This window comes from Novosphingobium bradum (assembly GCF_042646485.1).
Taxonomy (GTDB): Bacteria; Pseudomonadota; Alphaproteobacteria; order Sphingomonadales; family Sphingomonadaceae; genus Novosphingobium; species Novosphingobium bradum.
Genome location: NZ_JBHRTQ010000002.1, coordinates 104,743 through 118,000, shown reverse-complemented (window position 1 = coordinate 118,000; position 13,258 = coordinate 104,743). Strand labels below are relative to the sequence as shown.

Genomic DNA, 13,258 nt, shown 5'->3' with positions numbered 1-13,258 from the left:
GCGGGGATGCTCGATGTTTCCGCCGCGCAAGGCCGCGCCGCCGCCCTGATCGACCGTGCCCGCAAGGCCGGCGCCGATGCCGCCGATGCGGTCTACTATGCCGATGCCTCGGAGAGCGTGGCGGTGCGGCTGGGCAAGCTGGAGGACCTGGAGCGCTCGGAGAGCGAGCACGTCTCGCTCAGGGTGTTTGCCGGTACGGGATCGGCCTCGATCGGGTCGAGCGACCTTGGCGACGCGGCGCTCGATGAGCTGGCGGCGCGCGCGGTGGCCATGGCCCGCGCCGCGCCGGAAGATCCCAATGCCGCGCTGGCGCCAGAAGATATGCTGGCGCGCGGCCCCCTGCCCGAGCTGGACCTGGCCGACGATGACGCGCCCAGCCCCGCGCACTTGCGCGAATGGGCCGAGGCGGCCGAGGCGGCGGCGCTGGCCGTGGCCGGGGTGACCAACAGCCAGGGCGGCAGCGCCAGTGCCGGCCGCACGGTCATGGCGCTGGCCACCAGCCACGGTTTCGTCGGCGGCTACCTCACCACGAGCCACGGCCTATCGGCCAGCGTGGTGGCCGGCGAGGGCGCGGGGATGCAGCGCGACCATGCCTGGCGCAGCGCCCGCCACCGCGCCGACCTGCCGAGCGTGGACGAGATCGGCCGTCTGGCCGGCGAGCGCGCCGTGGCCCGCCTTGCGCCGGGGCGGCTGGCCAGCGGGCCGATGCCGGTGGTGTTCGATCCCCGGGTGGGCGGTTCGCTGGTGGGGCACCTGGTCTCGGCCATGGCCGGCAGCGCGATCGCCCGGCGCGCCAGCTTCCTGCTGGAGCATGATGGCGCGCGGATCTTTCCCGAGGACATCACCATCATCGACGAGCCGCTGCGCCCGCGCGGCCTGCGCTCCCGGCCGTTCGACGGCGAAGGCCTGCCCACCGCGCGGCGGGTGCTGGTGGAGAATGGCCGGCTCACCGGCTGGCTGATGAACGCGGCGGCGGCGCGCCAACTGGGCGGGCGGCCGACCGGCCACGCCACGCGCGGCGGCGGCGCCCCCGGCATCGGCGTGAGCAACACCCACATTGCCGCGGGCGCGCAGACCCCGGCCGAGCTGATCGCCGACATCGCCGACGGGGTCTATGTTACCGAGGTGATCGGCATGGGGGTCAACGGGGTGACCGGCGATTACAGCCGGGGGGCTTCGGGGCTTCGGATCGTCAACGGCCAGATCGCCGGGCCGGTGGCCGAGTTCACCATTGCCGGCAACCTGATCGCCATGTTCGGGCGCCTGCGGGCGGCCAATGACCTGGAGTGGTATCGCGCGGTCAACGTGCCGACGCTGCGGGTCGACGGGATGACCGTGGCGGGGGACTGACGTTCCCGGTTGGGGAACGGGAGCCTTACCCGAAGGTCTGGTCGAAGGGGTCGGTCTTGCCGCCGGCGAGCTGCGCGTGGGTGGCGGCGAGGCAGGCGACCATGACCACGACCATGCCTGCGCCCAGCGCGGCGGCGATCACCTTGCCGATGATCGCGGCAAGCGTGGCCGGGAGCAGCAGGGCCAGGACGATCCCCGACAGGCCGCTGATCACCGAGATCACCACGACGAAGACCAGCAGGATCAGCGCGAAGAAGCCCAGCACGCGCAGGGTGTTGCCCTTGGTGAGCTGCCAGGCGCGGCGCAGCGCGGCCAGCGGATTGCGCCATTTCTCGATGGCGACCACCGGGGCGGTCAGCGCGAAGCGGATCATCACCGGCAAGGCGAGCGCCGCGCAGGCGGCGAGGCCCACGGCCGGCGCGCCAAGGGCGCCGAACAGGCCGGCGAGGATCAGGAACACCATGCCCAGCCCCATGCCCAGGATCACCTGGCTGGCGATATAGGGGAGGAGCGCGGCGAAGCCGGCGCGGATCGCCTCGCCCACGGTGGGGCGGGCGCGGTCGGTCAGGAGGGTGAGCAGGCCGAGGGTGCCGGCGGCCTGGAGCAGCATGACCAGCACCTGCACCGCCAGTTGCTGGGGCGGCTGGTGCTCCATCTGCGCCATCATCGCCTGAACCGAGGTCGGTTCAGGCTGGGGGAACAGCAGGGCCAGGGCCAGGCTGGGCAGGAGGAAGAACACGCCAGCCAGCGCGAAGACCACCTCGCGGTTGGCGCGAATGGCGGCGGCGGCCCTGGTCCAGGCGCGGTTGCTGTCGAAGGGCACGTGGGGGCGGGGGCGGGCGGCGGTCATCGGCTGGTCCTCATCGCCCCTTGATAACCGCAGCGATTGCGCGCAGGCAACGCGCGATGACCGACCTGTCCCCGTCCATTTCCCCGATGGCTGCCGGAACCTGGCCTTCCACCATCGAATGGCGCGCGCAAAGCGGCCTGGTCCCCTATGCCGAAGCGCTGGCGGAAATGACCGCGCGCAACGCCGCGATCCACGAGGGGACTGGCCACGAGGGCAAGGCCGATGAACTGGTCTGGCTGCTCGAGCATCCCCCCGTCTACACCGCCGGGACCAGCGCGGCCCCATCGGAATTGCTCGATCCGCGCTTCGAGGTGGTCAGCGCCGGGCGCGGCGGGCGCTATACCTATCACGGGCCGGGCCAGCGGGTGGGCTATGTCCTGCTCGATCTCGCGCGCCGCGCGCGCGATGTGAAGGGTTTCGTCCACGCGCTGGAGGGCTGGGTGATCGCCGCGCTGGCCAGCTTCGGGGTGGAGGCCTGGCGCGCGGAAGGGCGGATCGGGATCTGGACCCATGATCCGGCGCGCGGCGAGGCCAAGATCGGCGCCATCGGCGTACGGGTGCGCCGCTGGGTGACGATGCACGGCTTCGCGGTGAACCTGTCGCCTGACCTCACGCATTTTACCGGGATCGTGCCCTGCGGGATCGAGGAATACGGGGTGACCAGCCTCGCCGCGCTGGGGCTGGAGGTGAGCGCGGCGCAGTGGGATGCGGCGCTGCTGGCGGCCGGCCCCGCTTTCCTCGCCGCGCTGGAGCGGCCCTGCCCGTAACATGATGCTTTTGCCCGGAGAGTTTTGATGCCCATTCGCCGCCTTGCCCCCCTGCTGATCGCGCTGGCCCTGGTGCCGGCGGCTTGCAAGCGCGAGGCCGCGCCCGGGGCAGTGGCGGGCGGCGAGATCCTGCCCGGCACGGCCAGCGACGCGATGCTGCCGCAGGATCGCCTGACCTCGCAGCCCCCGCTCGATCCGCGTGCCGAGCGCGGCGCGGGGGGCAAGCAGGCGGCGGGGACGGCGACGGAAGCGGCCGGCGGCGACGGCGCCGTGGCCGCCCCGGCGGCGGAGGGAACCGCTGGCGCGGATTGAGGGTGGCGGCGAGGCGGCTGCGCCGGCTTGGTGGGGGCGCTCAGGCGCGGCCGAGATCGCCCTTGCCCACCGTGCCGCTGGCCATCTCCAGCATCCGGTCGAGGCTTTTCTTCGCCTGGAGGCGCAAGCCTTCCTCGATATGGATCTGCGGGGTCAGGTCGCGCAGGGCGACATAGAGCTTTTCCAGCGTGTTGAGCGCCATGTAGGGGCAGATGTTGCAGTTGCAGTTGCCGTCGGCGCCCGGCGCGCCGATGAAGGTCTTGCCCGGCAGGGCCAGTTCCATCTGGTGGATGATGTGCGGCTCGGTGGCGACGATCAGGGTATCGCCCGGCATGGTCTTGGCGAATTGCAGGATGCCGCTGGTGGAGCCGACATAATCGGCGTGGTCGACAATGTGCGGCGGGCATTCCGGGTGGGCGGCGATCGGCGCCGTGGGATGCTGGCCCTTGAGCTTGAGCAGCTCGGTTTCCGAGAAGGCTTCGTGGACGATGCACACGCCCGGCCAGAGCAGCATATCGCGCCCGAACTTGCGGTTGAGATAGCCGCCCAGGTGCCGATCGGGTCCGAAGATGATCTTCTGGTCGGCCGGGATCTGCTGGAGGATGGTTTCGGCGCTGGAGGAGGTGACGATCACGTCGGACAGCGCCTTCACCTCGGTCGAGCAGTTGATGTAGGTGAGGGCGATGTGATCGGGATGGGCCTCGCGGAAGGCCTTGAACTTTTCGGGCGGGCAGGCGTCTTCAAGGCTGCAGCCCGCGTTCACGTCGGGCAGGATCACGGTTTTTTCGGGGGCGAGGATCTTGGCGGTTTCGGCCATGAACTTCACGCCGCAAAAGGCGATCACCTCGGCATCGGAGGCTGCGGCCTTCTTCGACAGTTCGAGGCTGTCGCCGATATAGTCCGCCAGGTCCTGGATCTCGGGGCGCTGGTAATAGTGGGCGAGGATGACGGCCTTGCGCTCCCGGCGCAGGCGATCAATCTCGGCGCGCAGGTCAAGGCCGGACAGGTTCAGCGGCTGGGCAGTCATCTTGGCGCAAATCCCCGAGGGGTCAGGATGTCCTGACCGGAATGGCGCAGATAGGAACTGGAGCGGCCAAGCCCAAGCGAAATTTGCGGGCCGGGCCGGGTCAGCCGCCCAGGCGCTGGGCCAGGGCGATGACCGGGCCGCTTTGCGCCGCGAAGTGGACCACCAGGTGGGCGAGCACCACGACCACGGCCACCGAGACCGTGGCATTGTGGATGCGGCCCAGGGTGCGGCGATCGTGCCGGGCGATGGCGGCGACGAAGCCGAGCTGGATGGCCATGACGATCCATTCGCCGGTTTCCCCGCCGATGAGCGGCATCGGCAGGAGCCGGCCGAAGGCGGGCTCGAGGATCAGAATCGTGCCGCCGGCGATCAGGCGGCGGTGGGTTTCGGTATCGCCGCGGTTGACGATCCCGGCGAGGACCAGGCCGACGAAGGCGGTGGTATCGATCGTGGTCAGCGCGAGGAAGAAGGGCGCGGTGAAGAACGGCGGGTAGCGATGGAGCACCAAGCTCATCGTGCCGGTGAAATAGGCCAGGCCGGCGATCGCGCAGATCAGGAAGGCGCCGATCCAGCCCAGCTTGCGGTGCAGCGCCAGGTTGCCGCTGGCGGCAAGGCGGTTCTGGGTGATGAACAGCGCCAGCCACGAGAGCATCAGCAGGCCGTGGAAGTGGACCCAGATCGGCACGGCGGGGATATTGACCCGGCCGAGCGCGGCGTGCTGCGCGAAGCCCACGACGATGATGGCCGACAGGAGCCAGGCCAGCTTCACGAAGAAGGGCTGGCTGGCGGCATAGGACGGCGTAACGGACGATTGCGCCGGAGCGGCGGCCACGGTTGCCATGTTCGGGTACTCCCCACTTTACCCAGTGGGGTGCAGTGTAAACCGAACGGCTAGTGCCTCCAAGCGTTTAGGCGATCGCCGCTCAGGCGGCTTGCTTGCGCCCGATCCGCCGGCGCCCGACCATGGCCGCGGCGGCTGCGCCGAACAGCACCAGCATCGGCGGCGCGGGCACTTCGGTGCCGCCCGACGAGCCATGATCGTGATGCCCACCGCTGGAGCTGGAGGTGGACGAGCTGGTCGAGCTGGAGGTCGAGGACGAGGTGGAGGTCGAGCTGCTGGTCGACGACGAGGACGAGGTTGACGAGGACGACGAGGTGCTGGTCGAGGTCGTCACGTTGCCCGAGGAGGTTGAGGTCGAGCTCGAGGTGGAGACATTGCCGGAGCTGGTCGAGACATTGCCCGAACTCGTCGAGACATTGCCCGAGCTGGTGGAGGAGGAGCTGCCGCCGCTGCTGGTGCTGCTGGACCCGCCCGACGAGCTGGTGGAGCCCCCCGAGGTGCTGGTGGAGCCGGTGCTGGTCGAGGTGATCACGACATTGCCGCCCGAAGACCCGCCGCCACCGAAGAAGCCGCCGAAGAACCCGCCGCCGAAGCCGCCGCCATAGCCGCCGCCGATCACCACCGGCGTGCCGCCGCCGCCGCCGGTCTGCGGGGGGAGAGGCGGGAGCATCGGCACCGCGGCCATGGCCATCTGCGGCGCGGGCTCGCAGGTGGTGGTGGTGCGGGTGATCACGCGGCGGATGCGCTTGACCTGGCGCGGGGCGGCCATGCGGTGGGCGCGGTGCGGGATCGTGCGCTGGGCCTTGACCGGCGCGGTGCCCTTGGCGTGCTTGACGTATTGCGGGTTCGTGGTCTTGGGCGCTTCCGCCACGTGGACGGCGCCGCCGCCGAGCAGCGCGCCACCGGCAGCTGTTGCCGCGAGTTTCACAAGGGCCGTCCGAACCGACATAAATCTCTCTCTCGTCATCGGGGGCGGATGCGATCGGCGGCCTGGGGAATCCGGCCGCAATCGTCTGCCCCGCAGTGGAGAAGCGCAGAGAGAGCCCGCTACGACAATTGCGTTAACCGAGTCTGGAGGCGCGAATTTGCGGTTTCCTGCCCCGTGGCGGGACAGGGCGCGCAACCTGTCCCGCTATGGCACCGAATGGGGGGGGCTTGCTTAATCGCCGGCCGGATCGCCCTGGTCGAACAGCCCGGTCTGCCCGCCGGCGAGGGGGGCGATCGGCGGGGCGATTCCCAGGTGCTGCCAGGCCCGATCGTTGAGGCAGCGCCCGCGCGCGGTGCGCGCGACGAGGCCCAACTGGATCAGGTAGGGCTCGATCACGTCCTCGATGGTGTCGCGCGGTTCGGAGAGGCCCGCCGCCAGGGTTTCCACGCCCACGGGGCCGCCCTTGTAGATATCGGCGATCATGTGGAGATAGCGCCGGTCCTGCGCGTCGAGGCCGAGCGAGTCCACTTCGAGGCGGGTGAGCGAATTGTCGGCGATGGCGCGGGTGATCACCTCGGACCCGCCGACATGGGCGAAATCGCGGACCCGGCGCAGCAGCCGGCCGGCAACGCGCGGGGTGCCGCGCGCGCGGCGGGCGATCTCGCGCGCGCCTTCCGGCTCGATCCCGATACCCAGCAGCCCGGCGCCGCGCGTGACCACGCGTTCCAGCTCGGGCACGGTGTAGAACTGGAGGCGCACGGGAATGCCGAAGCGATCGCGCAAGGGGGTGGTGAGCAGGCCTTGCCGGGTGGTGGCGCCGATGAGGGTGAAGGGCGGCAGATCGATCCGCACCGAGCGGGCGGACGGGCCTTCGCCGATGATCAGATCAAGCGCGCGGTCTTCCATCGCGGGGTAGAGGACTTCCTCCACCTGGGGATTGAGGCGGTGGATCTCGTCTATGAACAGGACGTCGCCGTGTTCGAGATTGGTGAGGATCGCGGCCAGATCGCCCGACTTGGCGATGATCGGCCCGGAGGTGGCGCGAAAGCCCACGCCCAGTTCGCGCGCGACGATCTGGGCGAGCGTGGTTTTGCCCAGGCCCGGCGGGCCATAGAACAGCACGTGGTCCATCACGTCGCGCCGGGACTTGGCGCTTTCGATGAAGACCGAGAGGTTGTCCTTCGCCGCCGCCTGGCCGACGAATTCGGCCAGCGTTTTGGGGCGCAGGGCGGCGTCGGCATCTTCGGCCACGCGCTGGGGGGTTAGGAGGGGGTTGTCGGTCATCCCGCGGCCTTCTTCAGCGCCACGCGGATGAGGTCGTTCAGCCCGGCGCCTTCGCCCAGGTCATCGAGCGCCCGCGCCACGGCGTCCGTCGCCACGTTGGGCTTGAAGCCGAGGTTTTGCAGGGCGGAGACGGCGTCGGAGTTGGCGCTGCCGGCGGGTGTGGCGGTCAGCGACGTTGTGCCGGCTGCGGTGGGCAAGGCGCCGGCCTTGTCCTTCAGCTCATTCACGATGCGGGCGGCGAGTTTGGGGCCAACGCCCTGGGCGCGGGCGACCATTGCGGCATCGCCGGCGGCGCAGGCGCGCTGGAGTTCCTCTGTCGTCAGGGCCGAGAGGATCGCGAGGGCGACCTTGCTGCCGACGCCCTGGATCGCGGTGAGCAGGCGGAACCAGTCCCGCTCCGCCGCAGAGGCAAAGGCGATCAGGCGCTGGTCGGTCTCGCTCACCTGCATCTGGGTGAACACGGTGCAGGCATCGCCGCGCACCCCGAGGTGGGCCAGGGTGCGGGCCGAGCAGAACACCAGGTAGCCGACGCCGGACACGTCGATCACCGCCCAGTCGGGGCCGAAGTCATCGAGCAGGCCGGTCAGCTTCGCGATCATGGTTTGTTCCTATGCCCGGGGACGGGCGGCGGCGCAAGGGTGGGTGTGCGAGGGAGGGCTGGGCGGCGTGGTGGGTCCCCCTCCCCCGGCCCCTCCCCGCCCGGGAGGGGAGGAAGGGATCAGCAGCGCCCTGCCGCCTGCTTCGGGATCCCCGGCCGCTCCCCGGCGGGGGGCGGGAGGGGGCAAGGGGGCGGTGTTCAGCCAAGGATCGTGCTGAGGAGGTCGGGGTGGAAGGGGAGCCCCATGAAGCCGCACAGGCCCATGAACAGGCCGAACAGGCCGAACGCCCAGCTGGTGGCGAGAACCCAGGTGCTTTCGGAAAGGGCGGCGACGGCGGCGATGGAGATGGCGGTGGCAAGCGAAGCGTCGGCGGCGTCGAACTGGTCGTCGTGGATGTTGAGCGCGTCGTATTGCGCGGACTGGGCCTTGGCCGCCCGGGCCAGACCCGGGGATTCGGCCTGGTAGCGGGCGATGTCATGGTCGAGCGCGGCGAGGGCCGTGGCAGTGCGGGCCGGATCGGCGCCGAGGGTGGCGATCAGTGCCCGGTCGCCAGCCGCGATGTGCAGCTTGGTGCGGGTGGCCTGGTATTCGTTCCAGCGATCGACCGAGGCGGACTGGGCCTGCTCCATGGCCTGGACGACATTGCCGTCCTTGATGTTGCACAGCCCGGCCCAGACCGAGAGCACGACGACCGTGATCGCGACCATGCGGTTGAGCCGCTTGTCCTTTGCCTCGGCGCTGAGTTCGAGTTCCATGGGGCGGGTGTGGGTGGGCCGGCCTTGCCGGGGGGTGAAGGCGACCTGACGGATTGGTAAGGGGCGGTGGTGGTGGCGGGGGCGTGTCTCGACTTCGCTCGACACGAACGGGGGGCGGTGGGTGGTTGAGCCAGAGCGGTCCCGGGGCGTGCAGGGCCGTGGCAGGGCTCAGCGGTGGCTGCCCAGCATATTGGCGTGGGTGATGGCGACGGCCAGCGCGTCGGAGGCGTCTTCGCCGGCCAGTTTCACGCCGGGGAGCAGGACCTTCAGCATATGCTGGATCTGCTTCTTGTCGGCCCCGCCGGTGCCGACCAGCGCCTTCTTGATCACCTTGGTGGGATATTCCGCCACCGGCATCCCCGAGCGGGCAAGCGACAGCATGGCGACGCCGCGTGCCTGGCCCAGCTTGAGGGTGGATTGCGGGTTCACGTTGACGAAAACCTCCTCCACCGCGCCGCTATCGGGCCGGTGGGCGAGGATCACCTCGGTCAGCGCGGCATCGAGCTGGACGAGGCGCTCGGCCATGGTCAGCTTGATGTCGGTGCGGATCTGGCCGTTGGCCACGTGGGAAAGGCGGCTGCCGGCCTTGGCGACCAGGCCCCAGCCGGTGCAGGTGAGGCCCGGATCGACGCCGAGGATGATCACAGGCGAAGGCCGAAGCGGGCGCCGAGGCTGGCCATCAGCAGGTAGAGCAGGATCGTGAGCGCGCAGCCGGCGACAAGCGCCCCCCAGAACGATACGCCGTGGCGCAGCAGCACGGGGATCAGGAGGAACATCGGCAGGCTGGGCAGGACGTACCAGAAGGTTGCCTCGGCGTGGGCGGCCATGTTCTCGGCATCGGGCCGGGCGTGCCACAGCAGGATCATCCCCAGCACCGAGACCAGCGGGAGCGAGGCGATAAGCGCGGCCAGGGCGGGCAGGCGCTTGCCCACTTCCGCGATGGCCACGATCATCACGCCGGAAAGCAGGGCCTTGGCGGCGAGTTGCCACATTACGGGTTGGCTCCGGCGATCGGAGCGGTGGGGGTGGCGTTGCGCCATGCCCCCTCCACCATCCTGCGGATGGTCCCCCTCCCCCAGAGGGGGAGGAACTTCAGGCTCAACCGAGCTTCTCCATGACCTCGTCGGAGATCTCGTAGTTGCCCCAGACGGTCTGGACGTCGTCGTCATCATCCAGCACGTCGATCAGCTTGAGCAGGGTGGCGGCGGTGCCTTCGTCGACATCGACCTTGAGGCCGGGTTTCCACGCCAGCTTGACGCCTTCGGCTTCGCCAAGGCTCTTTTCCAGTTCGCGGGCGACGGGGTGGAGGTTTTCGATCGCGACCCAGATCGCGTGGCTTTCGCCGTCGCTCTCGACATCGTCGGCGCCGGCTTCGATCGCGGCTTCGAGAACCTTCTCCTCATCGCCGACCGAGCCCGGATATTCGATCAGGCCAAGGCGTTCGAAGCCGTGGCTGACCGCGCCCGAGGCGCCGAGATTGCCGCCGTTCTTGGCAAAGGCGGTGCGAACGTTGGTGGCGGTGCGGTTGCGGTTGTCGGTCAGCGCCTCGACGATGAGGGCCACGCCGCCGGGGCCATAGCCCTCGTAGCGCACTTCCTCGTAGTTTTCGGCATCGCCCTTGGAGGCCTTGTCGATCGCGCGCTGGATGTTGTCCTTGGGCATCGACTGGGCCTTGGCGGCGTTGACCGCCGCGCGCAGGCGCGGGTTCATGTCCGGATCGGGCATCCCCATCTTGGCCGCGACGGTGATCTCGCGGGAGAGCTTGGAGAACTGCGCGGAACGCTTTTTGTCCTGCGCGCCCTTGCGGTGCATGATGTTCTTGAATTTGGAATGGCCGGCCATTTGCTCTTCGCTTGCTTGGGTGTGGCGATTGGCTGGCGCCCTAGCCGATGGCGCGGCATCGGGCAATCATGGGTGAGTCTTTCGGTTGGGGGGGAAAGGTCATCCGGCCTTTCCCTTTGCGGCACCAGCCCACTCCCCCGCCCGGCCACCCATCCAGTATACTTGCGTGGGTGGCCGGGCGGAGGAGTGGGCTGGTGCCGCAAGCCTACGACGGATGTCGAAGGCGCACCCGACTAAAAGACTCGGGCCGGTGCCGCAGGGGAAGCCCGGATGGGCTTTCCCAATCAATCAAAGACTCTCAATCGATGCCGAGGGCGTTCATGTAGGTCTGGAGGATGGCTTCCATCTCGCGGCGATCATCCGGCTTCATCTTCCGGATGCGGACGATCTGCTTCATGATCTTGGCGTCGTAGCCGGTGGCCTTGGCCTCGCCGTAGACGTCCTTGATATCGTCCTGGATGCCCTTCTTTTCCTCTTCGAGGCGTTCGACGCGTTCGATCAGCAGGCGCAGGCGGTCGTCGGCGGAATCGGCCATGGAATGAAGTCTCCGGATAGAATCAGTGAACCGGCGCGCCGATTAGCGGGCTGCGCGGATTCGGGCAAAGGTGGGGCTGTGGATAGTTGGACCGGGCGGGGTGTCGTCCCGGGCTCGACCCGGGACCGCTGGCCGACGCGGATCTGGGCGGTACCGGCCCGAGGGGACTCGCCTAAAGAACCGCCAGCGATCCCGGATCGGGTCCGGGACGACGTATTCAGTGCGTTCCGCCGTTCCGTTTCAGGCTTTCGGCCATGCGGGCCAATTGCTCGGGGGTGGCTTCGGTCTGGTAGCGGGCCTTCCATTGCGCGGCGGGCAGGCCGTGGATCGCCTCGCGGGCCTGGGCCTTGTCGAGGGGGGCGCCGGCGTCGACGATCCAGTCGGCCAGGCAGTTGCGGCAGAAGCCGGCCAGGCCCATCAGGTCGATGTTCTGGGCATCGTGGCGATGGCGCAGGTGGCGCACCAGGCGGCGGAAGGCGGCGGCGGCAACGGCATCGTCTATCGCGTCGAGCGGATCGCCGGCCGGTGCATTCGTATTCTCGGAGCAGCTCATGATGGTCAGTCCTTGGGTTTTGTCCGCTCTGTGCCATAGGGGCGGCGCGCAGCGGAAGGACAATTCGTGGCAAATCCCAAGACAAGCTACCGTGGCCGCCGGGTCAAGATCCTCGCCACCGTGGGGCCGGCCAGTCGTTCGCCCGAAATGATCGCGCGATTGCTGCGCGCCGGGGTCGATGCCTTCCGCGTCAACATGAGCCACGGCGACCATGCCACCCATGCCGAGACCATCGCCCATATCCGCGCGGCGGAGAAGGACTTCGGCCGGCCGGTGGCGGTGCTGTGCGACCTGCAGGGGCCGAAGCTCAGGGTCGGCACCTTTGCCGAAGGGCGCGCGCGCATCCGTCATGGCGCGCATTTCACCCTCGACCGCGATCCCGCGCCGGGCACCGAGGAGCGGGTCTGCCTGCCCCATCCCGAGCTGTTCGGCGTGCTGCGGCCCGGCCAGCGCCTGCTGATCGATGATGGCAAGCTGCAACTGCGGGTGGTCCGCGCCGATGCCGATGCCATCGTGACCACGGCCGAGGTGGGCGGGATGATTTCCGACCGCAAGGGGGTCAACGTGCCCGATGCGGTGGTGCCGGTGCCGGCCCTGACCGAGAAGGACCGCCGCGACCTCGCCTTCGCGCTGGAGCACCATGCCGACTGGATCGCCCTGTCCTTCGTGCAGCGGCCCGAGGACGTGGCCGAGGCGCGCAAGCTGATGGGCAATTCCGGCACGGCGCTGGTCGCCAAGATCGAGAAGCCGGCCGCGGTGGACCGGCTGGAGGAGATCATCGAGCTGTCCGACGGGATCATGGTGGCCCGCGGCGATCTGGGTGTGGAGCTGAACCCCGAGGAAGTGCCCCCGCTGCAGAAGCGGATCGTGGAGGCCACGCGCCGTTCGGGCAAGCCGGTGATCGTGGCGACGCAGATGCTCGAATCGATGATCGAGAGCCCGGCGCCGACCCGCGCCGAGGTGTCCGACGTGGCCAATGCCGTTTACGACGGGGCCGACGCGGTGATGCTTTCGGCCGAGACGGCGAGCGGCGCCTGGCCGGTGGAAGCGGTGACCATCATGGACCGCATCGGCAAGCAGGTGGAGGCCGATCCGGGCTATGCCGCGCGCATCCACTTCACCGACGTGCGCCCCGATGCGACCACCGCCGACGCGCTCGCCCAGGCCTGCGCCAATATCGCCGATACGGTGACCCTGGCGGGCATCATCGTGTTCACCGGCTCCGGTTCGACCGCCCGGCGCGTGGCGCGCGAGCGGCCGGCGGTGCCGATGCTGGTGCTGACCCCCAGCCCCCGCACCGCCCGGCGCGTGGCCCTGCTGTGGGGCGCCCACGCGGTCCACACCCGCGAGATCGGCTCATTCGAGGAGATGATCGCCAAGGGCAAGCGCATGGCCCTGCGCCACGGCTTCGGCGCGGCGGGGTCGAAGCTGGTGACGCTCGCCGGCGTGCCCTTCGGCGTGCCGGGCTCGACCAACCTGCTCCACGTGGTGACTCTGACCGGGCAGGAATTGGAGAAGGGCGAGGACTGAGGGCCGGGGGCCAAGGCGGGAGACTGGTTGCCGACGGTTCGCCCAGTCGTGTCGCCAGGTTTCTCGCTTCGCTCGAAACAGCCCC

At 69.5% G+C, this 13,258-nt stretch carries 16 protein-coding genes; 4 read left to right on the top strand and 12 right to left on the bottom strand.

Annotated features, from left to right (window positions below; translation table 11 throughout):
- Positions 1-6: 6 nt before the first annotated feature.
- Positions 7-1,350 (top strand): TldD/PmbA family protein, encoded by a 1,344-nt coding sequence (locus ACFOD9_RS01710; RefSeq protein ID WP_379508354.1) that lies wholly within the window; start codon positions 7-9, stop codon positions 1,348-1,350.
- A gap of 25 nt (positions 1,351-1,375) precedes the next feature.
- Here ACFOD9_RS01710 and ACFOD9_RS01705 read toward each other — a convergent pair whose 3' ends face one another.
- Entirely contained in the window at positions 1,376-2,200 is an 825-nt protein-coding gene (locus ACFOD9_RS01705; protein ID WP_379508353.1) for a hypothetical protein, read from the bottom strand.
- 56 nt (positions 2,201-2,256) lie between these two features.
- On the opposite strand from ACFOD9_RS01705, the gene lipB reads away from it, so the two are divergent.
- Both lipB and ACFOD9_RS01695 read left to right on the top strand, forming a co-directional pair.
- Positions 2,257-2,967, top strand: coding sequence for a lipoyl(octanoyl) transferase LipB (lipB, locus tag ACFOD9_RS01700; RefSeq protein WP_379508352.1), 711 nt, complete (start codon positions 2,257-2,259; stop codon positions 2,965-2,967).
- Positions 2,968-2,994: 27 nt separating this feature from the next.
- Positions 2,995-3,279 (top strand): hypothetical protein, encoded by a 285-nt coding sequence (locus ACFOD9_RS01695; protein WP_379508351.1) that lies wholly within the window; start codon positions 2,995-2,997, stop codon positions 3,277-3,279.
- Positions 3,280-3,319: 40 nt separating this feature from the next.
- Here the strand turns inward: ACFOD9_RS01695 and nadA are convergent, their stop codons facing one another.
- From nadA to ACFOD9_RS01640, 11 genes are all read right to left on the bottom strand, one after another.
- A complete protein-coding gene (nadA, locus tag ACFOD9_RS01690; protein WP_379508350.1) occupies positions 3,320-4,306 on the bottom strand; it encodes a quinolinate synthase NadA in 987 nt (328 codons plus the stop codon).
- Between the two features lie 100 nt (positions 4,307-4,406).
- Positions 4,407-5,147 carry an adenylate cyclase gene (locus ACFOD9_RS01685; RefSeq protein ID WP_379508349.1) on the bottom strand — a complete coding sequence of 247 codons (741 nt, stop codon included), beginning with the start codon at positions 5,145-5,147 and terminating at the stop codon, positions 4,407-4,409.
- Positions 5,148-5,229: 82 nt separating this feature from the next.
- Positions 5,230-6,075: a PEP-CTERM sorting domain-containing protein gene (locus ACFOD9_RS01680; RefSeq protein ID WP_379508348.1), complete on the bottom strand. Its 846-nt coding sequence runs from the start codon at positions 6,073-6,075 to the stop codon at positions 5,230-5,232.
- 231 nt (positions 6,076-6,306) lie between these two features.
- Positions 6,307-7,359 (bottom strand): Holliday junction branch migration DNA helicase RuvB, encoded by a 1,053-nt coding sequence (gene ruvB, locus ACFOD9_RS01675; protein ID WP_379508347.1) that lies wholly within the window; start codon positions 7,357-7,359, stop codon positions 6,307-6,309.
- The gene (gene ruvA / locus ACFOD9_RS01670; RefSeq protein ID WP_379508346.1) at positions 7,356-7,958 is read right to left on the bottom strand and encodes a Holliday junction branch migration protein RuvA; all 603 of its coding nucleotides are present in this window, start codon (positions 7,956-7,958) and stop codon (positions 7,356-7,358) included. The genes ruvB and ruvA overlap by 4 nt, the downstream gene beginning before the upstream one ends.
- Before the next feature lie 197 nt (positions 7,959-8,155).
- The gene (locus ACFOD9_RS01665) at positions 8,156-8,713 is read right to left on the bottom strand and encodes a DUF4337 domain-containing protein (RefSeq protein WP_379508345.1); all 558 of its coding nucleotides are present in this window, start codon (positions 8,711-8,713) and stop codon (positions 8,156-8,158) included.
- Between the two features lie 168 nt (positions 8,714-8,881).
- A complete protein-coding gene (gene ruvC, locus ACFOD9_RS01660; RefSeq protein WP_379508344.1) occupies positions 8,882-9,358 on the bottom strand; it encodes a crossover junction endodeoxyribonuclease RuvC in 477 nt (158 codons plus the stop codon).
- Complete coding sequence (locus ACFOD9_RS01655) at positions 9,355-9,705, bottom strand: DUF3147 family protein (RefSeq protein ID WP_379508343.1); 351 nt, start codon at positions 9,703-9,705, stop codon at positions 9,355-9,357. Before ACFOD9_RS01655 ends, ruvC begins: the two co-directional genes overlap by 4 nt.
- Before the next feature lie 106 nt (positions 9,706-9,811).
- The gene (locus ACFOD9_RS01650; RefSeq protein WP_379508342.1) at positions 9,812-10,555 is read right to left on the bottom strand and encodes a YebC/PmpR family DNA-binding transcriptional regulator; all 744 of its coding nucleotides are present in this window, start codon (positions 10,553-10,555) and stop codon (positions 9,812-9,814) included.
- A gap of 298 nt (positions 10,556-10,853) precedes the next feature.
- Positions 10,854-11,090 carry a DUF2312 domain-containing protein gene (locus ACFOD9_RS01645; RefSeq protein ID WP_379508341.1) on the bottom strand — a complete coding sequence of 79 codons (237 nt, stop codon included), beginning with the start codon at positions 11,088-11,090 and terminating at the stop codon, positions 10,854-10,856.
- A gap of 217 nt (positions 11,091-11,307) precedes the next feature.
- Positions 11,308-11,643 (bottom strand): DUF1244 domain-containing protein, encoded by a 336-nt coding sequence (locus ACFOD9_RS01640; RefSeq protein WP_379508340.1) that lies wholly within the window; start codon positions 11,641-11,643, stop codon positions 11,308-11,310.
- Positions 11,644-11,709: 66 nt separating this feature from the next.
- Here ACFOD9_RS01640 and pyk point away from each other — a divergent pair, with 66 nt between their 5' ends.
- On the top strand, positions 11,710-13,173 hold the full coding sequence (gene pyk, locus ACFOD9_RS01635; RefSeq protein ID WP_379508339.1) for a pyruvate kinase: 1,464 nt from the start codon (positions 11,710-11,712) through the stop codon (positions 13,171-13,173).
- The last annotated feature ends 85 nt before the right edge of the window (positions 13,174-13,258 follow it).

What these genes read in the sequence shown, in the direction of transcription:
- ACFOD9_RS01710 (WP_379508354.1), top strand. Translation starts at nt 7, where the DNA reads ATGCTCGATGTTTCCGCCGCGCAAGGCCGCGCCGCCGCCCTGATCGAC.
- ruvA (WP_379508346.1), bottom strand. Translation starts at nt 7,958, where the DNA reads ATGATCGCGAAGCTGACCGGCCTGCTCGATGACTTCGGCCCCGACTGG.
- ACFOD9_RS01640 (WP_379508340.1), bottom strand. Translation starts at nt 11,643, where the DNA reads ATGAGCTGCTCCGAGAATACGAATGCACCGGCCGGCGATCCGCTCGAC.
- ACFOD9_RS01655 (WP_379508343.1), bottom strand. Translation starts at nt 9,705, where the DNA reads ATGTGGCAACTCGCCGCCAAGGCCCTGCTTTCCGGCGTGATGATCGTG.
- ACFOD9_RS01705 (WP_379508353.1), bottom strand. Translation starts at nt 2,200, where the DNA reads ATGACCGCCGCCCGCCCCCGCCCCCACGTGCCCTTCGACAGCAACCGC.
- ACFOD9_RS01695 (WP_379508351.1), top strand. Translation starts at nt 2,995, where the DNA reads ATGCCCATTCGCCGCCTTGCCCCCCTGCTGATCGCGCTGGCCCTGGTG.
- ruvB (WP_379508347.1), bottom strand. Translation starts at nt 7,359, where the DNA reads ATGACCGACAACCCCCTCCTAACCCCCCAGCGCGTGGCCGAAGATGCC.
- lipB (WP_379508352.1), top strand. Translation starts at nt 2,257, where the DNA reads ATGACCGACCTGTCCCCGTCCATTTCCCCGATGGCTGCCGGAACCTGG.
- ACFOD9_RS01665 (WP_379508345.1), bottom strand. Translation starts at nt 8,713, where the DNA reads ATGGAACTCGAACTCAGCGCCGAGGCAAAGGACAAGCGGCTCAACCGC.
- ACFOD9_RS01685 (WP_379508349.1), bottom strand. Translation starts at nt 5,147, where the DNA reads ATGGCAACCGTGGCCGCCGCTCCGGCGCAATCGTCCGTTACGCCGTCC.
- ACFOD9_RS01645 (WP_379508341.1), bottom strand. Translation starts at nt 11,090, where the DNA reads ATGGCCGATTCCGCCGACGACCGCCTGCGCCTGCTGATCGAACGCGTC.
- ACFOD9_RS01650 (WP_379508342.1), bottom strand. Translation starts at nt 10,555, where the DNA reads ATGGCCGGCCATTCCAAATTCAAGAACATCATGCACCGCAAGGGCGCG.
- nadA (WP_379508350.1), bottom strand. Translation starts at nt 4,306, where the DNA reads ATGACTGCCCAGCCGCTGAACCTGTCCGGCCTTGACCTGCGCGCCGAG.